At 71.2% G+C, this 21,340-nt stretch carries 18 protein-coding genes; 7 read left to right on the plus strand and 11 right to left on the minus strand.

All coding sequences use genetic code 11. The features are described from left to right. Positions 1 to 103 precede the first annotated feature (103 nt). A complete protein-coding gene (locus ACFPZN_RS15620; protein WP_378282676.1) occupies positions 104 to 1,402 on the plus strand; it encodes a hypothetical protein in 1,299 nt (432 codons plus the stop codon). Positions 1,403 to 1,788: 386 nt separating this feature from the next. On the opposite strand, the gene ACFPZN_RS15625 is transcribed toward ACFPZN_RS15620, so the two are convergent. Continuing rightward, positions 1,789 to 3,174 carry an NAD(P)H-quinone dehydrogenase gene (locus tag ACFPZN_RS15625; protein ID WP_378282677.1) on the minus strand — a complete coding sequence of 462 codons (1,386 nt, stop codon included), beginning with the start codon at positions 3,172 to 3,174 and terminating at the stop codon, positions 1,789 to 1,791. Positions 3,175 to 3,270: 96 nt separating this feature from the next. On the opposite strand from ACFPZN_RS15625, the gene ACFPZN_RS15630 reads away from it, so the two are divergent. From ACFPZN_RS15630 to ACFPZN_RS15640, 3 genes are read left to right on the plus strand one after another with little or no spacing between them, the layout of a single operon-like run. Then, complete coding sequence (locus tag ACFPZN_RS15630) at positions 3,271 to 3,723, plus strand: gamma-glutamylcyclotransferase family protein (RefSeq protein WP_378282678.1); 453 nt, start codon at positions 3,271 to 3,273, stop codon at positions 3,721 to 3,723. Between the two features lie 10 nt (positions 3,724 to 3,733). Continuing rightward, a complete protein-coding gene (locus ACFPZN_RS15635) occupies positions 3,734 to 4,534 on the plus strand; it encodes a purine-nucleoside phosphorylase (RefSeq protein ID WP_378282679.1) in 801 nt (266 codons plus the stop codon). A gap of 3 nt (positions 4,535 to 4,537) precedes the next feature. Beyond that, positions 4,538 to 6,193 carry a phospho-sugar mutase gene (locus tag ACFPZN_RS15640; RefSeq protein ID WP_378282680.1) on the plus strand — a complete coding sequence of 552 codons (1,656 nt, stop codon included), beginning with the start codon at positions 4,538 to 4,540 and terminating at the stop codon, positions 6,191 to 6,193. Between the two features lie 99 nt (positions 6,194 to 6,292). Here the strand turns inward: ACFPZN_RS15640 and ACFPZN_RS15645 are convergent, their stop codons facing one another. The 5 genes from ACFPZN_RS15645 to ACFPZN_RS15665 all read right to left on the minus strand — a co-directional run bounded on the left by ACFPZN_RS15645 (position 6,293) and on the right by ACFPZN_RS15665 (position 14,301). After that, positions 6,293 to 6,928 (minus strand): PH domain-containing protein, encoded by a 636-nt coding sequence (locus ACFPZN_RS15645; RefSeq protein ID WP_378282681.1) that lies wholly within the window; start codon positions 6,926 to 6,928, stop codon positions 6,293 to 6,295. A gap of 7 nt (positions 6,929 to 6,935) precedes the next feature. Beyond that, positions 6,936 to 8,021 carry an adenosine deaminase gene (locus ACFPZN_RS15650; RefSeq protein ID WP_378282682.1) on the minus strand — a complete coding sequence of 362 codons (1,086 nt, stop codon included), beginning with the start codon at positions 8,019 to 8,021 and terminating at the stop codon, positions 6,936 to 6,938. A gap of 48 nt (positions 8,022 to 8,069) precedes the next feature. After that, the gene (locus ACFPZN_RS15655; RefSeq protein ID WP_378282683.1) at positions 8,070 to 10,916 is read right to left on the minus strand and encodes a hypothetical protein; all 2,847 of its coding nucleotides are present in this window, start codon (positions 10,914 to 10,916) and stop codon (positions 8,070 to 8,072) included. Positions 10,917 to 10,955: 39 nt separating this feature from the next. Further along, positions 10,956 to 13,724 (minus strand): hypothetical protein, encoded by a 2,769-nt coding sequence (locus ACFPZN_RS15660; protein WP_378282684.1) that lies wholly within the window; start codon positions 13,722 to 13,724, stop codon positions 10,956 to 10,958. A gap of 349 nt (positions 13,725 to 14,073) precedes the next feature. Further along, complete coding sequence (locus ACFPZN_RS15665; protein ID WP_378282685.1) at positions 14,074 to 14,301, minus strand: hypothetical protein; 228 nt, start codon at positions 14,299 to 14,301, stop codon at positions 14,074 to 14,076. A gap of 168 nt (positions 14,302 to 14,469) precedes the next feature. Here ACFPZN_RS15665 and ACFPZN_RS15675 point away from each other — a divergent pair, with 168 nt between their 5' ends. Continuing rightward, positions 14,470 to 15,561, plus strand: a complete 1,092-nt coding sequence (locus ACFPZN_RS15675) for a sensor histidine kinase (protein ID WP_378282686.1) — start codon at positions 14,470 to 14,472, stop codon at positions 15,559 to 15,561. Positions 15,562 to 15,696: 135 nt separating this feature from the next. Here the strand turns inward: ACFPZN_RS15675 and ACFPZN_RS15680 are convergent, their stop codons facing one another. The 5 genes from ACFPZN_RS15680 to ACFPZN_RS15700 all read right to left on the minus strand — a co-directional run bounded on the left by ACFPZN_RS15680 (position 15,697) and on the right by ACFPZN_RS15700 (position 19,435). After that, a complete protein-coding gene (locus ACFPZN_RS15680) occupies positions 15,697 to 16,950 on the minus strand; it encodes a serine hydrolase domain-containing protein (RefSeq protein WP_378282687.1) in 1,254 nt (417 codons plus the stop codon). A 397-nt stretch (positions 16,951 to 17,347) separates the two neighbouring features. Beyond that, entirely contained in the window at positions 17,348 to 17,995 is a 648-nt protein-coding gene (locus ACFPZN_RS15685) for a VanZ family protein (protein ID WP_378282688.1), read from the minus strand. 275 nt (positions 17,996 to 18,270) lie between these two features. Beyond that, positions 18,271 to 18,462, minus strand: coding sequence for a DUF397 domain-containing protein (locus tag ACFPZN_RS15690; RefSeq protein WP_378282689.1), 192 nt, complete (start codon positions 18,460 to 18,462; stop codon positions 18,271 to 18,273). Continuing rightward, positions 18,462 to 18,650, minus strand: a complete 189-nt coding sequence (locus ACFPZN_RS15695; protein WP_378282690.1) for a DUF397 domain-containing protein — start codon at positions 18,648 to 18,650, stop codon at positions 18,462 to 18,464. Before ACFPZN_RS15695 ends, ACFPZN_RS15690 begins: the two co-directional genes overlap by 1 nt. Further along, positions 18,641 to 19,435, minus strand: a complete 795-nt coding sequence (locus tag ACFPZN_RS15700; protein WP_378282691.1) for a helix-turn-helix domain-containing protein — start codon at positions 19,433 to 19,435, stop codon at positions 18,641 to 18,643. The genes ACFPZN_RS15695 and ACFPZN_RS15700 overlap by 10 nt, the downstream gene beginning before the upstream one ends. A gap of 196 nt (positions 19,436 to 19,631) precedes the next feature. On the opposite strand from ACFPZN_RS15700, the gene ACFPZN_RS15705 reads away from it, so the two are divergent. Together ACFPZN_RS15705 and ACFPZN_RS15710 are read left to right on the plus strand one after the other, a co-directional pair. Then, positions 19,632 to 20,024, plus strand: coding sequence for an ATP-binding protein (locus ACFPZN_RS15705; RefSeq protein WP_378282692.1), 393 nt, complete (start codon positions 19,632 to 19,634; stop codon positions 20,022 to 20,024). 300 nt (positions 20,025 to 20,324) lie between these two features. Then, positions 20,325 to 21,104: a methyltransferase domain-containing protein gene (locus tag ACFPZN_RS15710; protein ID WP_378282693.1), complete on the plus strand. Its 780-nt coding sequence runs from the start codon at positions 20,325 to 20,327 to the stop codon at positions 21,102 to 21,104. Positions 21,105 to 21,340 lie beyond the last annotated feature (236 nt).

The following is a 21,340-nucleotide window of genomic DNA, read 5'->3' on the forward strand; positions in this document are numbered from 1 at the left end:
CGGTATTTAGGGCGGTTCCGTGATGCGAATCGGGTATGTCCCTGTTAGTCGGAACGGACGGCTGGGTCTGCTCGTCTACCTGGTGAGGAGGCAGACTCTAATCATGAACACCGAACCCCGGGGGCAGCGGGCGGTACGCCGCGGCGCGCTGGCGGCGGTCGCCGCCGCCGCACTCGTGCTGCTGTTCGGCTTCGCCGCGCCCGCCCAGGCGGACGACAACCCCTCCACCATCGCCAACGGCCTCGCCTCGTCCAGGCTCTACGTCACCCAGGACGCCCGCGGCCAGGTCACCATCGACCAGAACGCCGTCCTGGCGTCCCTCAACGGCAGCCCCGACGCCGACATCCGCGCCGTCGTGGTCCGCAACGGCGTCGGCCAGCAGGCCATGGGCCGCATGCTCGTCGGCGTCAAGGACCGCGTGGACAAGGGCGACACCTACGTCGCCATCACCGCCGACGGCACCCGCATGACCGGCATCTCCAAGATGTTCGACAGCGGCGAGATCAACCGGCTCATCGCCCGGTCCGACCCCGGCAGCGGCAACGCCCAGGCCCGCCTGACCGCGTTCGCCGGCCACGCCGAGCAGCAGGCCGACGCCAAGGCCCGCTCCGGCACCATCAGCGGCTTCGTCACGCTCAGCGTGGTCGTCCTGATCATGGCCGGCGCGTTCGGCGCCTTCCTCGTCGCCGGCAAGCGCCGCCGCGAGCGCGAGGCCCGGCAGATGGCCGAGCTCAAGAAGGGCGTCGAGGAGGACGTCATCCTGCTCGGCGAGGACATCGCCGCCCTCGACCTCGACGTCATGGACCACGGCCTCGACCCCGACACCCGCCGCGACTACGAGCGGGCCATGAACTCCTACGACGACGCCAAGACCGCCACCGACCGCGCCGCCAGGCCCACCGACATGGAGGACGTCACCACCGCCCTGGAGAACGGCCGCTACTACATGACCGCCACCCGGGCCCGCCTCGCCGGCGAGGAGGTCCCTCAGCGCCGCGCACCGTGCTTCTTCAACCCGCAGCACGGCCCCTCCGTCAAGGACGTCACCTGGGCGCCCCCAGGCGGCGTCGCCCGCTCCGTCCCCGCCTGCGACGCCGACGCCCAGCGCGTACTCAAGGGCCAGGACCCGGACGTGCGACTCGTCCCCTACGGCGACGGCCGCCGCCCGTACTACGACGCGGGCCCGGCCTACGCCCCCTACGCGGGCGGCTACTACGCCTCGTACGGCGGCCTCGACCTGCTCAGCGGCATGATGATCGGCACCATGCTCGGCTCCATGATGAGCGGCGGCTTCGGCGGCGGCTACGCCGACGCGGGCGCCATGAGCGGCTTCGGCGGCGACGGCGGCGACGTGGGCGGCGGCTGGGACTTCGGCGGCGGCGACTTCGGCGGCGGCTTCTAGCAGTGTTCATCTGGGGGGCCACCCCCCAGACCCCCGGGTCGGGGCGTTCGTGCCCTTGCGCTCGCCTGGAGGCTCGCTCCAGGGCACGCACCCCCCGGTGGGGGCTCCGCCCCCACGCCCCCGGCAGGGAGGGCTCCGCCCCCCTGCACCCCCCAACGGCCATCCATACGTGGAACCTCAATCCCCACAAGTCCACGCACCACCAATGGGCTTGTGGGGCCGTGGACCCCTCAATTCACCATGCGGTGTTGGTGGGGGGTGCAGGGGGGCGGAGCCCCTTGCCGGGGTGGGCGGACCCGTAGCGAGCCCCCAGGCGAGCGAAGGGGCCGATCGCCCCGCCCTGGGGGTCTGGGGGGTGGCCCCCCAGGTAAACACAGCCCCCAGAACTAGAACGCGTGTTCGGCCATCAGTCTTCTTGACGCCTCGGTGATGCTGCCCGAGAGGGACGGGTAGACGGCGAAGGTCTGGGCCAGCTGGTCGACGGTGAGGTGCTGCTGGACGGCCACGGAGACGCCCAGGATCAGTTCGCTGGCGCGTGGGGCGACGATGACGCCGCCCAGGACGATGCCGGTGGACGGGCGGCAGAACACCTTGACGAAGCCGTCCTCGAAGCCCTGCATCTTGGCGCGGGCGTTGCTGAAGAGGGGCAGCATCACGGTGCGGGCGTTGACTTCGCCCAGGTCGACCATCTTCTGGGTGACGCCGACGGAGGCGACTTCGGGGTCGGTGAAGATGTTGGAGGAGACCCAGCCCAGTTTGAGGGGCGTGACGGCCTCGCCCAGGGCGTGCCACATGGCGATGCGGCCCTGCATGCCGGCGACGGAGGCGAGCATGAGGATGCCGGTGCAGTCGCCGGAGGCGTAGATGTGGGGGACGCTGGTGCGGGAGACCTTGTCGACCTCGACGAAGCCGCGGGCGCTCAGGGTGACTCCGGCCTTCTCCAGGCCGATGCCGCGGGTGTTGGGTTCCATGCCGACGGTCATGAGGCAGTGGGAGCCCTCGACCTTGCGGCCGTCCTCGAGGGTGACGATCACGCTGTCGCCGGAACGCTCCACGCCGGCGGCCCTGGACCGGGACATGACGTTCATTCCGCGGCGGAGGAAGACCTCCTGGAGGACGGCGGCGGCGTCGGCGTCCTCGGTGGGGAGGATGCGGTCGCGGGAGGAGACGAGGGTGACGCGGGAGCCGAGGGACAGGTAGGCGCCGGCGAGTTCGGCGCCGGTGACGCCGGAGCCGACCACGATCAGTTCCTCGGGCAGTTCGGGGAGGTCGTAGAGCTGGCGCCAGTTGAGGATGCGCTCGCCGTCGGGTTCGGAGCCGGGCAGCACGCGGGGGGTGGCGCCGGTGGCGATCAGCACGACGTCGGCGATGATGCGGCGTTCGCCGACGGCGACGACGTGCGGTTCGACGAGGCGCGCCTCGCCCCGGACGATCTTGACCTCCTCGTAGGCGAGCCGTTCGGCGACGTCGAACGACTGGGCCCGGGCGAGGTCCTTCACCCGCTTGTTGACGGTGGGCAGGTCGACCTCGAGGCCGCCGACGATGCCGTCGGGGCCGCCGTTGAACCGCAGGCCCAGCCCTTCCGACTCCGACATCACCGCCATCCGGGTGGAGGTCGCGATGAGGGTCTTGGAGGGCACGCAGTCGGTGAGCACGCAGGCGCCACCGGGGCCGTCGCGCTCCACGACGGTCACGTCGGCGCCGAGCTGCGCCGCGACGAGGGCGGCCTCGTAGCCGCCCGGGCCTCCTCCGATGATCACGATGCGGGTCACGTACCCCATTGTTTCTCACTCGCGGGGGTGACCGGACCAGCGGCGCGCCCGGGGAGGTCCCCGCGGGGGCGGGGTCCTGACGTACGCTTGGCGACCGTGGCACTGTACGCGGCGTACGCCTCCAACATGGATCCCGAGCAGATGGCGGCCCGGGCCCCGCATTCGCCGATGCGCGGCACCGGCTGGCTGGCCGGCTGGCGGCTGACTTTCGGCGGCCAGGACGTGGGCTGGGACGGGGCCCTGGCCACGGTGGTCGAGGACGGCGGCGAGCAGGTCTTCGTCGTGCTGTACGACGTTCCGGCGTGGGACGAGGCCGAGCTGGACGCCTGGGAGGGCGCGGCCCTCGGCGTCTACCGGAAGATCCGGGTGCGGGTCTCCACGCTGGAGGAGGACGTGCTGTGCTGGCTGTACGTCCTGGACGACTACGAGGGCGGCCTGCCGTCGGCCCGTTACCTGGGCATTCTCGCGGACGCGGCGGAGTCGGCGGGCGCTCCGGACGACTATGTGAAGGATCTTCGCAACCGGCCGTGCAAGTCGATCGGCGACTAGTGTTCTGCTGGTGACCAACGACGCTTTCGCACTGGCGCGGGCCGCGGCCGATCGGCTGCGCGACCGGACGTCCTTCGATTCCTTCGACGTGGCCCTGGTGATGGGGTCGGGCTGGGTTCCGGCGGCGGACGCGCTGGGCGCGCCGGCGGCGGAGTTCGCGGTGACCGAGTTGCCGGGTTTCGCGGCGCCCGCGGTGGAGGGCCACGCCGGGCGCCTGCGCGCGGTCGAGGTGGGTGGCCGCCGCGCCCTGGTGTTCCTGGGGCGGACGCACCTGTACGAGGGGCTCGGCGTCGACCCGGTGGTGCACGCGGTGCGGACCGCGGTGGCGGCGGGGGTGCGGGCCGTGGTGCTGACGAACGCGGCGGGCGGGCTGCGTCCCGAGCACCAGCAGGTGGGGGATCCGGTGCTGATCTCCGACCATCTGAATCTGACCGGCGGCAACCCGCTGACCGGGGCGACGTTCCTGGACCTGACCGAGGTGTACTCGAAGCGGCTGCGGGAGCTGGCCCGGGAGGTGGAGCCGGCGCTGGCGGAGGGCGTGTACGCGGCGTTCCGCGGCCCGACGTACGAGACGCCGGCGGAGATCCGGATGCTGCGGACGCTGGGCGCCGACCTGGTGGGGATGTCCACGGTGCTGGAGGCGATCGCGGCGCGGCAGGGCGGCGCCGAGGTGCTGGGGGTGTCGCTGGTGACGAACATCGCCGCGGGGCTGGCGGAGGGGCACCTCGACCATGAGGAGGTGCTGGCCGCGGGGCGCGCGGCGGCGAGCCGCATGGGGGCGTTGCTGGCCACGCTGCTTCCCAAGGTCTGAGCGGTGGGGGACGTCGGGTTGCGGCGCCGTGCCGAGGAGTGGCTGGCGCAGGATCCCGATCCGGAGACGGCCGCGGAGCTGGGCGCGATCCTGGCGGCCGGTGACGAGGCGGTGCTGGCGGAGCGTTTCGGGTCCCGGCTGGAGTTCGGTACGGCGGGCCTGCGCGGCGAGCTGGGCGCGGGGCCGAACCGGATGAACCGGGTGACGGTGATGCGGGCGGCCGCGGGGCTGGCCGCGCGGCTGGGCCACGGCGGCGTGGTGATCGGTTACGACGCGCGGTACGGGTCGGAGCGGTTCGCGCTGGACACGGCGGCGGTCGTGACGGGCGCGGGGCTGCGGGCCTGGCTGCTGCCCCGTCCGCTGCCGACGCCGGTGCTGGCGTTCGCCGTGCGGCGTCTGGGGGCGTCGGCGGGGGTGATGGTGACCGCCAGCCACAATCCGCCGCGGGACAACGGCTACAAGGTGTACTGGGGCGACGGGGCGCAGATCGTCCCGCCGCTGGACGCGGAGATCTCGGCGGCGATCGACGCGGTCGGGCGGGTGGACGGGCTGCCGCTGGGCGAGGACTGGACGGTCCTGGGCGACGAGATCGTGGAGGCGTACCTCCAGGCGCTCTCAGGGCTGCCGCTGGGCGACGCGAGGGACGTGCGGGCGGTCTACACGCCGCTGCACGGGGTGGGCCGGGACGTGCTGCTGCGCGCCTTCGAGGGGGCGGGGTTCCCGGCTCCGGAGGTGGTCGCCGAGCAGGCCGAGCCGGATCCGGACTTCCCCACGGTCGCGTTCCCCAACCCGGAGGAGCCGGGGGCGATGGACCTGGCGCTGGAGGCGGCGGCCCGCTCCGGCGCCGATCTGGTGATCGCGAACGATCCGGACGCGGACCGGTGCGCGGTGGCGGTGCCGGACGCGGGCGGCTGGCGGCTGCTGACCGGGGACGAGGTCGGCGGGCTGCTGGCCGAGCACGTGCTGCGCCGGACCTCCGGAGCGGACCGGATGGTCGTGACGACGATCGTGTCGTCGTCGCTGGCGGCGTCGATCGCGCGGGCGCACGGGGCGCGGTTCGCGGAGACCCTCACCGGCTTCAAGTGGATCATGAAGGCGGGCGGGCCCGGGGACCGGATCGTGTTCGGGTACGAGGAGGCGCTGGGCTACAGCGTCGGCGGGATCGTCCGGGACAAGGACGGGGTGGGGGCGGCGCTGACTGTCGCGGCGCTGGCGGCGGAGGCGGCGCGCGAGGGCCGCACTCTCGTGGACCTGCTGGACGACCAGGCCCGCCGGTACGGGCTGCACGCCACGGCGCAGCTGTCGGTCCGGGTGACCGACCTCGCGCTGATCCCCGCGGCGGTCGCCCGCCTGCGGGCCGATCCCCCGGCCGAGCTGGCGGGACGCGCGGTCGAGCGCTTCGAGGACCTCGCGGAGGGCGTGGACGGCCTGCCGCCCACCGAGGGCCTGCGGCTGCGGCTCGCCGCCAGGGACGGGGGCGGGCCCGCGCGGATCGTGGTGCGGCCGTCGGGCACCGAGCCGAAGCTGAAGTGCTACCTGGAGATCGTCCGCCCGGTAGGGGAAGGGGACGACGTGGCCGCCGCCCGCGCGGAGGCCGGCGCCGACCTCGGCGCCCTGCGCGACGCGCTCTCGGCCGTGCTGGCGCTGCCCGCCGGCTAGAGCACCAGGGCGAGGCTGTGTTTCCGAAGTCCCGGCCTGCGTCGCAGTCGCATCACCGTCCAGGTAACGCGCTCGCGCGGTGACACATCGAGCCAGGCGCTAAATGACCAGGGCCAGGATGGCGGTCACGACCACCAGCGCGCCCGGGGCGGCGAGGGCGGCCACCGCCGTCCGCGACCAGACCAGCGCGCCGGTCGCCGTCTCCTTCGTGGCCGTCGCGCCCTTCTCCTTGCGCTTGGGGCGGTGGCGGTCGGCGATCTCGTTGAGCTGCTGGGCGGCGTACGTCGTCGGCGTGCGGCCCTTCAGCTTCGCGGCGGCCCCCTCCGGGGCGCCGCGGCTCTGGCGTGCGGCCCGCGCCTCCGCCTTCGCCTGGGCGCGGGGCGAGGTCTGCAGCACCCACGCCTTCACCGCGCGCACACCGTCGGGGGCCCCGGGGTCGGCGAACGTGAAGACCAGGGCGTGGGCGCCCGTGAGTTCGCGCAGGGCCGCCCACGGCACCCGCGCCTCCCGCAGCGGGTTCCGGACGGTCACCCCGCCCTCGTCGGCGACCACGGCGGGACGCAGCCCCATGACGTAGGCGATGCCGCAGCCGAGCAGCAGCACCCCGGCCATGACCGCCGAGGCCATGTCCCGCCCGCGCCAGGCGATGTCGATGAGGTTGAGCACGGCGAACGCCGTCCACGCCCAGGCGCCCACCCGCGCGGCGGTGGACCGTATCGTCAGCAGCGGGGTCATGTCCGAATCATGCCAGGCGGTCCGCCCGCAGCTCGGCGAACCCGGGCTTGATCACGCCGTTGATCAGCTCCAGCCGCTCGGTGAAGTCGATGAAGGCCGACTTCATCGCGTTCACGGTGAACCACTGCAGGTCGTCCCAGCCGTAGCCGAACGCGTCGACCAGCTTGGCGAACTCCTCGGACGGCGTGGTCCCGCTCATCAGCCGGTTGTCGGTGTTGACCGTCACGCGGAAGCTCAGCCGCCGCAGCAGCCCGATCGGGTGCTCCTCGATCGACTTGGCGGCGCCGGTCTGGATGTTGGACGTCGGGCACATCTCCAGCGGGATCCGCTTGTCGCGCACGTAGGCGGCCAGGCGGCCCAGCTTCGGCGTCCCGTCCTCGTCCTCGGTGATGTCGTCGATGATGCGGACGCCGTGGCCGAGCCGGTCGGCGCCGCACCACTGGATGGCCTGCCAGATGGACGGGAGCCCGAAGCCCTCGCCCGCGTGGATGGTGAAGTGGGCGTTCTCGCGCTGGAGGTACTCGAAGGCGTCGAGGTGGCGGGTGGGCGGGTAACCGGCCTCGGCGCCCGCGATGTCGAACCCGACCACCCCGGCGTCCCGGTAGCGGACGGCCAGCTCGGCGATCTCCATGCTGCGCGCCTGGTGCCGCATGGCGGTGACGAGGGTGCCGACCCTGATGCCGTGGTCGCGGCCGCCCCGCGCGAACCCCTCCAGGACGGCCTCGACGACCCGCTCCAGGGACAGCCCGGTGGCGGTGTGCAGTTCGGGCGCGTAGCGGACCTCCGCGTACACCACGCCGTCGCGGGCCAGGTCCTCGGCGCACTCGTAGGCCACGCGGGTCAGCGCCTCTTCCGACTGCATGACGCCGACGGTGTGCGAGAAGGTCTCCAGGTAGCGCTCCAGCGACCCGGAGTTGGACGCCTCGGTGAACCAGGTGCGGAGGTTCCCGGGGTCGGTGGTCGGCAGATCTCCGTAGCCGCCGTCCCGCGCGAGGTCCACGATGGTCTCCGTGCGCAGCCCGCCGTCCAGGTGGTCGTGCAGCAGGACCTTGGGCGCGCGCCGGATGTCTTCGAGCGACGGACGATCGTTCATCTTCGGAATCTACCCGGCGGCCACTCCCAGCGTGTTGGCAATAGTCGCCTAGAAAACCTGGAACTCCTGGCAGGCGACCGCGGCGCGGGCGATGTCGGGGCCGCGGTCCCAGAGCGCGGCCGGGTCGTCGGGCATCAGGGGCGCCGCCACCGCGTCCATCTTCGGGTACGGCAGCGTCCACGGCAGGAGCTTGCCGGGGTCGGCGGGGTCGGTGAACAGGTCGCGGATCTCCTCGGGGATCTCGGCGGGCTCCTGCCGGGACCACTGGCCGAAGCAGATCGTGGCGGCGTCGATCAGCGCGATCCCCGCGGCCTCGGCCAGCTCGCGGGCCCAGTCGGGGTTCTGCGGGACGGGGCCGCGCTCGTCCAGCAGCCGCTCGAACTCGGCGACCCGGTCCGCGCCGCCCCAGCCCTGCGGCTTGGCACGCCCCTTGATCTCCCAGCCGGGCATGTCGACGGGTCCGAACGCGCCGTCGGGCGAGTATTCGAGGGCGTCCGACCAGTCCGGGCGGTAGTAGTGGTGGCCGAAGATCAGGGCGCCGTTGGGGGTGCGCCACAGCTCCAGGTCGCGGGTGTGCGGGTGCGCGCCCGTCCAGGCCAGGGCGAGGCGGCGCCAGCGGCCGCCGCCGTCGCCGAGCGGCGTGCTCGCCCAGGCGTGCAGGGTCTCCAGGTTCGCGGCGCGGCGGCCGGTCTGCCAGGGCCGGGCGGCGGCCAGCGCGGTCTTTCCGAGCAGGCCGAAGTCGAGCGGCGGGACGAACGCCAGGTCTCCGGCGACGGCGATGGGATGGCCGTGCTCGCCGCGGGGCCGCGCGGCGGCGTCCTCCATGAGCTCGGCCAGCCGCCGGAACCGGGGAACGAGCGGCAGGGACCGGACGACGGGAAGGTCGGGACGGGTCCGCAGCACCTCCGGGAGCGCGGGCTGCGGCTCCAGGCCGAGGATGTCGCGCAGCCGGACCAGCCGGTACAGGCACTGGACGGCGGTGAGGGCGGCCTCGGCGATCTCCTCCCGCAGCCGGACCGAGGTGACGCGCGGGTCGACGGCCTCGGCGGCGGCCAGCGGCCCGGTGAACGCGGCGTCCAGCAGCCGCTCGGCCTGCTCGCGCCCGAGCCCGCGCAGCACCGCCGAGCCGTCCGGGTCGGCGGGTTCCAGGTGCGCCCACCAGCCGGGCGGCGGGACGGCCTCGGGGCCGGTGCCGCGCAGCTTCTCGGCGGAGTACGGCAGCAGCGCGGTGACCGTCCCGTCGTGGGCGGTCACCGTGATTCCGCCACGCGCGTAGGCGACGCGGGCCGGCCCGGGGGCTCCGGGGAAGGTGACCTCCGCGGAGGCCGGGCTTTGGGGGCGGCTGTACCGGGTGGCTTCGTCCAGGGTCAGGACGGGCCCGGCGGCGGGGTCGTCCTCCAGCCGGAAGGTCTGCAAGACGTGGTCAACGTAGCGGGAGGAGTAGGCGTTCTCCCCGTCGTACCAGGTCATGACGCCGTAATTCAGGTCCGGCCCCCGCCGCCGCTCGGCGCGGCCGCCGGGACCGACAATGTGGACGTCGCCGTTGCGGGCGGTCCAGGTGAGGAGTTCACCGTGCTGGAGGACCCGCACCGCGGAGCCGTGGGGCATGGGGGGATGGGCGAGTTCGGCCGGCAGGCCGCCGCGCAGCGTCGCCGACAGCGCGTCCCGAGGGTCGGGCAGCCGGAGCCCGGTACCGAAGTCGGCGTAACCGGCCTCGGCCAGCGGGACCAGGCGGGTCAGGGCGTGATCGAGTTCGGGCAGCGAACCGGAGGCCGCCCGCGCCTTCCAGCCCTCGACCAGGTCGCGGAGCAGATCCCGCAGCGCGGGCACCGAGCAGAAGGCGCGCAGGGCCTCCCTGTAGTCGACGTTGCCGTAATGGCCCAGGTCCTGGACGAACAGGTCGACCTGCACCTCGAACGCGTGCCGTTCCCCGGGCCCGGTCTGGAGTTCCGCCGCCAGGGCCTCGAAGTCGGTCTTCCCGGCACGCCAGCTCGGCGCGTCCACGCGATTCGCGAACGACGTGGTCTTGCTCCGCCGGATGTAGACCGAACCCCCCGGCGGCGGAACCCCCGGATCGCCCAGGTCGGCCTCGGCCGGCCTGTGCGGCGGGGTCCCGGCGAGCCGGTCGGGGGCCTGGTCGACGAGGCGCAGCAGCACCTCGGGCGAGCAGCGGCGGGCGGAGGTGAAGAACCACTCCGGCGGCACGTGCGCGCCCGCGTCCGCCTCGGCCAGGGCCTCCAGCCAGTACTGGCGGATCTCGGCGGCGAGGTCGGCGTCCTCGTCCGGTTCGGCGGCCAGCAGGAGGTCCAGGAGGGCGCGGTCGGCGGCGGCGATCCGCCCGAGCGGCCGGCGGGCGGCCCGCCAGATCGCGTGCGAGGCGGCCGGGAGCACGCCGGTGCGCAGGAGGCGCTCGGCCAGCCTCGCCTCCGCGTCCCCCTTCTTGACGCCCGCGGCCTTGGCCAGGCCCAGCAGGTCGGGGAACACGCGCGCGTACGGGACGAGCCCCACGGCGAAGGCGGCCTCCAGGATCTCCCAGAACCGGTCGTGGGCCTCGTCCGCCGCCAGTTCCGCGCCCATCAGCTTGACGTGGTCGCGCAGCGCCCCCGGCGCGACGGCGCCCCTGGGGGTGAACTCCAGGAACGCGGCATGCAGCACGTCCATGTCCCGCAGGGCCGGATGCTTCTTCTCGACCTTGCGGGCCTCACCGAACGCCCACGTCGCCAGCTCGCCCTCGCCCGCCGCGCCGAACTCCCGGCACGCCTGCTCGAAGAGCGGCGGCACATCGGCGGCGGGCAGCGGCCTGGCCAGCTTGGTCACGCCCGACTTGGCCTTGCGCGGGTCGGCGTTCGCGGCCAGCGCCGCGAGTGCGGGCTGGTGCGGGGAGGGGGTCGTCACGGGGTCCTGCTCCAAGGGATGGGCGATCTTGTCCGGCGACTAAGACCCCGCGGACGGGCCGTCAGTTCCCGCGATCAGCTCCAGATAGAGGGCCGCGGCGCGGTCGAGGTCGAGGCGCCCCTCCCAGATCTCGGACGGATCGTCGGGCACGAGCCGATCGCGGACGGCGAGCAGCTTCCACTGCGGGACGCGGTTGCCCCGGCCGGGCCATTCACCCGCGAACAGGTACCGGAACCGCTCGGGCACCTTGGCCAGGTCGACGAAGTCGTAGCAGACACGGGCGGCCCAGGCCCTGGGCATGCCGGTCCGCTCAGCGAGTTCCCGCGCCCAGGACGGCTCCATGGGCGCCGGGCCGCGCTCGGCCAGGAGCCGGTTCGCCTCGGCGATCCGGTCGGCGCCGCCCCACCCCTGGACGAAGCCCTCGGTCTCGTTGCGCAGGCCCGGGATGTCGGGGGGCGGGCCGAACGCGGCGTCCGGGGAGAACTCCACACCGTAGAGCCGCCTGTCGTCGCCGCGGGGATAGCGGTTCAGGGCGACCAGTGCCCCGTCCGGGGTGCGCCAGACCTCGCCGTTGGAGCCGCGCGCGTCACCGGCCACTTTCGTCAACGACAGCAGCCGCCATCGCCCACTTCCGTCGCCCCACGGCGTGTTCGCCCAGGCGAGGACGTTCGACGGCAGCCGTCCGGGCCGCCCGTCGGGTTCCCAGGCGTGCAGCGCCTGCAGCGCCCGGTAGCCGAGTGCCCAGAACGCGACCCACACCACGTCGTTGGGCGGAACGGGGAAGAGGGCTTCGACACGATCGAGCCGCCGCGTGCCCGGCTCGCCCGACGCCGCGGCCTCCTCCAGCACGCCCGCCAGCCTCCGGATCGCGGCGACGTCCCGGACCTGCGGCCCTGCGGGCAGGCCGGGACGGGTGCGGACGAGACGAGGAATCTCATCCGGCTGTGCGACGCCGAGCGCGTCCCGCAACCGGACCGCGTTCCGCACGCACCAGGCCGCCTGGTCCGCCACGTGGGCGATCCCGTCCCGCAGAAGGGGATCGGACACCCCCGCCAGGGCGGGCGCGTCGTTGACCAGCGCCGCGTCCAGCAGCCGAGCCGCGCCCGCCCGGTCCAGGGAGCGCAGCACGGCGGAACCGCCGGGATCAGCCGGGCCCATCAGCGGCCACCAGGCGGGCGGGAGCACAGGAAGCGCTCCCCCGCCGAACAGCGACTGCGTCGGCTCGAACGCGAGGCGCTCGGTGACCGTCCCGTCGGGGGCGGTGACGCGCAGCACGCCGCGCGCGTACTCGACGCGGCTCGGCGCCCCGGCCCCGGGGAAGACGACCTCCGAACACGACGGGCTGCGCGGCACGAGCGAACAGGTCTCCGGGTCCAGGCTGAGCAGGACCTCTCCACCGCGCCCGACCACGCGGTACGTCTGCCAGCGCCCCCGCTCATACCGCGAGACATAGGACGAGCCGCCGTCGTACCAGGGCATCCCCGACGGGAAGGACTTCTCCTCCCGTGAGCCGTCCGGCCCGTACACCGTGGCCCCGGCGCCCGGAACGTCGACCGTCAACCAGTCGCCGTGCTGGAGCACCGTCCGCCTGTGCCACAGGTACGGGTACTTGGACTGGGACCGCGTCGGCTCCATCGGGTGCGCGAGCTCGGCCCGGATGCCGCCGCGCAGCGTCCGCAGCAATGCCTCCACCGGATCGGCGATCTCCACGCCCTCGCCGAACCCGCCCTCGGCCAGCGCGGCCAGCCGGTGCAGCGCGTGCGCCATCTCGGGAACCGACCCGGACGCCGCCTCAGCCCGCCACTCGCCGACGAGCTCTCGCAGGACGTCCCAGACCGCGGGCTCCCCGTAGAACCGCCGGAACGTCGCGCCTGCGTCGGCCCGCATCCCCCCGGCGAGCTCCTCCACCACCGGCTTGAAGGCTTCGCGCACCCCCGGACCGGCGGCCTCAAGCTCCGCCGCGACCGCCCGCACCGCATCGTCGCGCCTGTACCAGTCAGAGACCGGCGGCCTCCCCCCGACCAGGAAGGGCCGTGCCGGATAGGGCAGGGCGGGATCGTCCCCGACGCCATGCCCCACCTCCGCGAACAGGCCGACGGCCTGCCCCGCGAGGGTCTGCAGAATCCCCGGATCGCACGCACGCGCCACCGTGAAGAACCACGTGGCCGGGACGCGCACGCCCGCCCTGGCGCTCGCCAGCACCGACAACCAGCTACGGCGGGTCTCGCCGACCAGAGCGGGCCGCCGCTCCCCCGTGGGCTCCGCGCCGATGAGCAGGTCCAGCAGCTCCGGATCGGCACAAGTAGCCCGAACCAGCGGATCGTGGGCCGTGTGCCAGAGCCCGTGGGAGGCGTCCGGCATCAGCCCGGCCCGCAGCAGCTTGGCGACGAGGGCGTCCTGCACGTCGTGCTTGGCGGCCCCCGCCGCCTTGCCCAGCCGGACCGCGTACGCGAGGAGCTGCTCGTCGGGGATCCGGCCCGCCGCGAACGAGGCGTCCAGGATCTCCTGGTACCGCCCGTGCGCCTCCTCAGGCCGCAGCCGACCCGCCATCAACCGGACGTGGTCGCGCAGCGTCCCAGGCGCGACCAGCCCCACAGGCGTGAACTCCAGGAACACCCCGTGCAGCCGATCCATGTCCGGGTCCGGTTCGGCCTCGCGCGCCATCGTGAACGCCAGGAGCGCCTCATCCCGCCTCCCCTCGGCGGCGAGGGAGCGGCACAGCCTCTCGTAGTACGGCGCGACCTCACTCGCGGGCACCCCGCGCGCCTCGCGCCTCAGGGCGTCCCGGATCTCACGCTTCTTGCTCATGTTCATCGGTCCCGGACGTAGTAGTCGCCCATCGTGCCGTCGAAGCGGCCCTTGGGGCGGCAGCAGCGTTTGAAAGCGCCGCCCGGAACCGCAGGGGCACGGGTCCTTGCCCCCGAGCTTCTCGATCAGCTCCTTACCAGCGCCGACCGTCCGGTCGCCTCGCTTGACCTGGGTCTCGCTAGAGGGAACCCCCTGCGGCGCTTGCTGATCGGCTCAAAAGGACGCCTCGGCGTCGCGGTCGCGGTACATGACGGACTCCTTCACCCGACGATCAGCGGACAGCCCCGACGCTACGGCCGAGCCCACACCACCGCCACCGAATAACACCCCCGCGAGCGATCAGCACCCCTCACCCCCACATCCCGGGTCGCGGCCGGCCACGATCGATCGCATCGGTGCGCAGTTCGTAGTGCCAGGGTTCGTTCCTGTAGATCTGGCACAGTCCGTAGAACTCAACACCGTCGTCAGTGGCATCCGTCGCCGCTTTGAGCAGCGCCTGGAGCAGATCGGGATTGAGGTTGGCGACGCCGGCATACTTGTCCGCCTCCAGGCCTAGGCAGCGTGGTGTCGCCGGCACGTATGCGGTTTCCGATATGCCGACGATATGGGCCGACTCGTAGCATCGAGGGCGTGCGCGTGTTGATCGTCGAGGACGAGCCCTATCTGGCGGAAGCCATCCGCAACGGACTACGGCTACCGTATCGACACGCGACCAGAGGGGGAGACCGTGGAGAGAACGCCCGGGTTGAGCGTTCGCCTCAAGCTCACCCTCAGCTATGCCGGGTTCCTCATGATCGCCGGCGCCCTGCTGCTCGCGGCGGTGTGGTTGTTCCTCCTGCGTTACGTCCCCGAGCGTCTGCTCATCGTCCCCACCGGCGCCACCAACAATGGTGTTTTTCCCGTCCGGTCCAACCTCCTGCGCGTCTTCGGTCCGAAGGCAGCCGCACTACTGGCGTTCCTGCTGGTGTTCGGCCTCGTGGGAGGGTGGCTCCTCGCCGGCCGGATGCTCGCCCCGCTGACCCGGATCACCGAGGCCACACGCATGGCCGCGACCGGATCGCTCTCCCACCGGATCCGGCTGCAGGGCAGCGATGACGAGTTCCGCGAACTCGCCGACGCCTTCGACACGATGCTCGCACGACTCGAAGCGCACGTCGCCGAACAGCGGAGATTCGCGGCCAACGCCTCTCACGAGTTACGCACCCCGCTGGCGGTCTCGAAGGCACTTCTCGACGTGGCCCGCACCGATCCGGCACACGACGCCGGCGAAGTCATCGACCGCCTCCACGCCGTCAACACCCGAGCGATCGACCTCACCGAAGCACTGCTCCTGCTCAGCCGCGCCGACCAGCGGTCCTTCACCCGAGAACACCTCGACCTGTCCCTCCTCGCGGAAGAAGCCACCGAAACACTCCTCCCCCTCGCCGAGAAGCGTGGCGTCACCATCGAAACCTCCGGCGACATCACCCCCACCTTCGGCTCGCACGCGCTCCTGCTGCAGCTGACCACGAACCTCGTGCACAACGCGATCGTCCACAACCTGCCCGAACAGGGCACCGTGCGGGTGAATACCGGCGTCCGCCCCGAGACCGTGGTGCTCACTGTCGAGAACACCGGCGAGAAGCTCACCCCGCAGCTGGTCTCGACATTCACCGAACCATTCCAGCGCGGCACCGAGCGCATCCACACCGACCACGCGGGCGTCGGCCTCGGCCTGGCCATCGTCCAAACCATCACCCACGCGCACGACGGAACACTCACCCTCACCCCGCGCTCGGCCGGCGGGATCAATATCACCGTGGAACTACCCGCACCGGCCCCGCACATCGGCAGGTGACGAATCCGGGAATTGACGCGCGGCCACTACGGCGAATCTGCGACAGGCGCATTGAGGGCACGGTAAAGCACTGTCATTCGGGTGCCCTGCGCGTGCCCGGCACGCGCAGGGCCTTCTCTTCGCGGTGGCCGCGCGTCAGGGCCGGCCGGTGATGGCTTGTATCTCCCGCTGGATGATCTCCTGGAACGGCACGCCGTCGTAGTTGCCGAGGATGACGCCGACCCAACCGGTGTACGGGTAGATGTTCCAGCTGGCGACGCTGCCGGGGTTGACGCCGGCGCGCCCGATCAACCACTGGCCGTTGACGAGCTTGACCGGCATCGTGTAGGTCCCGAACGTCGCGTCGGCGGGTGCTGCCTGGCCGTCCCGGCCACCTGCCTGGGGGGCATGGGGGATCTTGGCCCCGGTGAGCAGCTCGGCGTAGGGCCGGTCCAGCACCGTGCCGTCGCCCAGCGCGTGCGCGAACCGGACCAGATCCGGCGCGGTGGCGAAGCCGCCGTCCCCGGGGGGATCGATGAAGTTGCGGCCTGGGTTCTTGCCGAGTTGGTACGGGTCCGGGCTGCCCTTGTCCAGGTTGCGGACGGCGTCCACCCGGCTGCCGTCGGCCTGCAGCATGTACGAGTGCGCGATGTGCTCGTCGGTGAGCCACTGCGGCCTGGTGTAGAACGCCGTGCCGGTCATGCCGCAGCGCCCGAAGACGTGTTCCTGGACGTAGTCCCAGTACGTCGTGCCGGTCACGGCCTCCACGATCAGCGCGGGGATGGCGACCTCGGCGCCGGCGTGGTTGGTGGGAGTGCCCGGGGCGGCCACCGGCTTCGCCCGCCGGGCCCACTGCTCGCGGTACTCGCGCACCTCCTCCCGGCTCTGGAAGATGCGTTGCAGGTCCTCCTCCGGGGTGTTCAGCCCGGAGGTGCCCGAGAGCAGGTGGTGGATGGTCACCTTCTCGGCGATCTCCTTGGCGAAGCCCGTCAGGTAGGTGCCCACCGTGTCCCACAGCCTCACCTTGCCCTGCTGCGCCAGCTGCAGGATGGCCACCGCGCCGAACGGCTTGCCCGCCGAGCTGAGGTTGAACGCGACGCCCTGGTGGTTGCGGATCCCCTTCTCCTTGTCGGCCATGCCGTAGCTGCGGGACAGCACGGTCCGGCCCCGGTGCGACAACAGCACCACGCCGGAGAACTTGTCCTCGGCGGCCAACTTCGCCACGTACCGGTCATAGGCTCCGCCGGGCCGGGTGTCCGGCGGGATGTCGGAGCCGGTCGGGGGCGGGTCGGCGTGGCCGGGCCGGGCGTCCGCCAGCTGCGCGCCGGCCGCCACCACGCCGGCGGCGGCCAGCCCGCTCCACCCGAGCAGCCTCCGCCGGTCGACACCACGTACGGAATCCGAGTCCATGATCACGGTCCTTCCTGTGAACTGAGCGTTGATGCGCGGTGGCCCATGCCTCCACTGAAGACGGGGGACTGTTGCGGTGGCGTATGCGATTTTCGATACGCCCGCGATACACGGAATCCCGAACATCAAGGAACCGCGGTGGACCAGGCCACCGCCTGAACGCAGAACTCGCACTCGAACCGCCTCCGCGCAGCCCCGCAACCCACGGATCTGCGCTCGATCGACCGTCCCGCCCGGTCATGGCCGGCCGACGGGCCCGGCTCGACCGACTCGTGACGATCACGAACCGCGACCGTGATCGTCACATGGTGGCTGGGGACACGTTCACGAGGGACGCCGATCCCGAGGCCGTCCGGCTGTGCGCCTCGGGGCTGCTGACCGGCGTACCGCGGGCGGCTCAGCGGCCAGGTACCGGGGCCGGCCGAGGTCGGTCCGACAACTCTGTGGCCGTGGCGCGCCACCAGCGGCGCGATGCCAGGGCGGCCAGCCCGGCACCGGCGGCGTTGATCAGAACGTCGTCCACCGAGGACACCCGGTCCAGCCGCAGGACGTACTGGGCGGTCTCGACCAGGACCGAGCAGCCCGCCGCGAGCGCCAGGATCCGCGGTACCGACGCCAGCGCCGCGAACCGCAGGGGGGCGAGGAACCCCAGCGCCGCGAACACCAGCAGGTTGCCGACGATCTGGAACGTGTCCATCGTGAGCAGGTCCCGCAGCGGTACCAGGCTCACGACGGCGCCGGCCTCGTCACCCGGCAGCAGGATCATCCATACCCACGGCACCGTCCCGTAGACGATGCCGACCTCGGCCAGCGACATCCGCCATGCCTGCGCGACGCCGGCGGCACTCCGGCGGCGTGCCAGCGCCCACACCGCCAGCGCGGCCAACGGCAGGGCGAGCACCGTGATGAGCACCACGCCGTTGAACGTCCCGACCCAGACGTTCCACCCCGGCCTGCGCAGCGGCATGGACAAGATCCTCAGTACCGGGCCGCCCAGGCCGAACGCGGCGATCGCCGCCGCGAGGATCCCCAGACCGACGAGCACGATCCTGCGCGTACGACGGGCTGGAGCTGACAATGATGCGCTCTGATCCATGCCCGCATTGAAGCCGGAAGGCTGTATCGCGGGCGTATGCGTTTTTTCGATGCGCTGGACGACTCGTCCGTGGACACCGTCCCGCCGAGCACCCAGGACGAGCTCGCCGTCACGCCCGCGAGTCGCGGTCGCGGTACATGACGGACTCGTTCACCCGGAGGGCCAACGGCCAGCCTCCGACGCTACGGCCGAGCCCACACCACCCGCCACCGATTAACGCCCCATCACATGCTCTTGAGAGCCTCCGCAAAGCGCCGGAAGTCTCGACGACTCACCAGCATCTTGGGCCCATCGGGATCCTTGCTGTCACGGAACGAGACGACGTTCAGAAAACCAGCAAGCTCGACGCAATTATCCCCCGACTCATTACTGCGAGACGTTTTCCGCCACACAGCATTGGTTTCAGGTCCATGCATTAAGGCACTCCCTTGATGCACTCAGCAAACCGCCGAAAATCACCGCGGACCACCACGAGCCAGGGGCCATCGGGGTCCTTACTGTCACGGATCATGACGCCCCCCGGAGAAGAAGCCACCTCGACACAGTTGGAACCGTCTTCTTTGCTGCGGGCCGCCCTGCGCCACACGACATTACTCAGGTCCATCTTTCGTCAATCACCTTCCGAATGAGCGTAAGCGTGTCTTTTATGTTCAACGCTTCAGCTTGCAACATAGCGAAAGTCTCACTCACAAGCGCTACATGTTGAAGGTCAGTTGTGGTTTCGCCGCCATATGCGTTGTCAGTGTATACCACTTGACGCTGGTCACTTTGAGTAGCGATGACGAAGGGGGCCCAGACGTTGCGGATGTAACAGATCGGAGCTATCTGTAGGCCAACCTTGCTTCGACACGACAATTCCACGAGATGCTCGAGCTGCTGCCTCATCACCGCTTTTCCACCGACTTCTCGATAGAGAACAGTCTCGTCCATCACCACGCAAATAGTGGGCGCGGGCACCCGGTCGATGATTGCCTGTCGCCGCATCCTGTTCTTGAGCGCCTCCTCGTCGTTCAGTAGAGCACTCGCATAGTCTTCGGTCTGAAACAATCCATAAACAATTCTTTCCTCAAAAGCGCGGAGCATGATCGCGGACTGCTCGGCCTTGGGGAAGTTGACGAAGAACTTGGGGTACTTGTCCGACTTGATCGATTCTAGTAGCTCGTCCCACGCTTCGACGATGGTCGTGCCGGACTTGAGCGCCCGATCCAGACGCAGGGCGAAGTCACGGCGGCACCGCGTCCGCCCGGACTCGATCTGGGTGATGTAGCTGCGGGTCACGTTGACCATGCCGGCCAGCTGTTCCTGGTTGAGGCCAGCGGCCTTGCGCAGGCGCCTGACCTCCGCACCGAAGCTCAGGAACTCGGGCTTGATCTTGCTGAGGGCAGGCATGGCAACTCCATTTGTTAGCGAGCCCGGTAGTGGTCGTTAGCTTTCGGGTAGTCCTTCGGCGGTCTCCTGAGAGCATACGCACTCCTGTGACTGGATGGTGGTCGTTCGAGCACTTAGGGTGACCGGTCTGCGAATCCGGCGTATAGCGCCGGGGCCACGGCCAGGGTCACACGCCATCCATGGGAGGGATCTGGCGATGTCAGTAGCGGCTCTTGCTCCGGAGACGCCGTCTCTCGTCCTGGAGCCGACGGATCGGGCGCCTGGGCTGGCGCGGCGCTTCCTTGTGGAGCGGTACCGGGAACTCGGGCTCGGGGACGACTACGTCGGCCGGCTGGTGGTTACCGAACTCGTTACCAACGCCTATCGGCATGCGGGGGGCGGGGCCATCGTCGTCCGCGTCTTCCGGCAGGAGGGCTTGGTCGTCATCGAGGTCTGGGATCAGGGGGCCGGGCTGCCGGTGGTTCGCGCCGAGGATCACGAGGCGACGTGTGGGCGCGGGCTGCTGCTCGTGACCGAACTCGTCCACGACTGGGGCGTCCGCCCGCTGAACGAGGAGGGCAAGGTCATCTGGGCTCGCTGCGCCCTCTGATCAGCAGTTCGGCTCCCCCGCACGGTCCGTCATTGTGTCCGCATGGCGGTTCCGCACGGCGTGAGCGCGTTCGTAAGGTTCCGAGCAGGGGGCCGACGGAAAGGGATCTGTGAGCATGGGGAAGCACAAGAAGAAGATTCCGTGTGGCGCGTGCAACGGCCAGAAGGGAAAGTGGGAGTCCGACGACGGGAACAAGGTCTGGAGGCCCTGCGTGATGTGCAACGGGACGGGAGAGCAGTGAAGGCACGCGATGCTCTAGCAGCCGTCCCCAGGGAGCCGTTCATCCCTGATGAGATCTTCGTGCGCAACGAGGCGGGCTGGCTGGAGCCGCTACGCCGGTCCGAGGACCCCGATCGGTGGCGGGAACAGGTGGAGGCGGACGCCCCCATCGTGACTCGGGTCGGGCCGGATCCCACACTTCCGGTGGAAATGTGCGACCCGTCCACGGGACGGGGGATGCAGTCCACCAGTTCCAGCAGCGCCCCGTTCATCATGGCGCGGCTCATTGACTTTCTGGAACTGGAGCCGGGCATGCGGGTTCTGGAAATCGGGACCGGCACCGGATACAACGCGGCCGTGCTCGCCAAGATCGCCGGGCCGGGCAATGTCTTCAGCGTCGAGATAGACCCCGTGGCCACGTCCAGAGCCCGCATATCGCTCAAATCCGTCAATTCCCCCGCGACGGTGGTGACGGGGGACGGCGAACAGGGCCATCTGCCTGGGGCGCCCTATGACAGGCTCATCGCCACGGCCTCCGCTCACACCATCCCCTACGCGTGGGTTGAGCAGACCCGGCCCGGTGGGCTGATCCTGGTCCCGCTGGCGGCCACAGCGCATCCTGAGTGGCCCCTTGCCGCACTCAGAGTCCAAGCGGACGGAAGAACCGCTCAAGGGTGGTGTGTCGCGCCCTCGCCGTTCATGCCGCTACGCGCACAGCACGTCTCCCCCAAAGCCGTCCAGGACGCAGAGGAACGATGGAAGAAGGCTGGTGAGCCTGATCTTGTGCGGTACGGCGTGACTGTGACGGGTGAGGGGCAGGCGGTCTGGCTTGATTCGCCGGACAACCCGATCGTCTCCTGAAGGCGGGACCGGCCTCACGCGGAGAGCGGACGGAATCCAGCAAAGTGCCCCGTGCGTACGGTCAATGTGGCCGCCCGGAGATTCCGCATGATGTAACCCGACTCGAGGCCCGTTCCTGGCCATTCCACCTCGAGTCGCCCCCCAAGGGCGCCGAGCGGCCCAGTGCCACCGGCTCCTTCCTGGCCATCCGACCGTGTGTGTCGTCCGCCGTGCGCCTACCGCTCCCGGACGGTGTA

The organism is Actinomadura rugatobispora (assembly GCF_042656285.1).
GTDB classification, from domain to species: domain Bacteria; phylum Actinomycetota; class Actinomycetes; order Streptosporangiales; family Streptosporangiaceae; genus Spirillospora; species Spirillospora rugatobispora.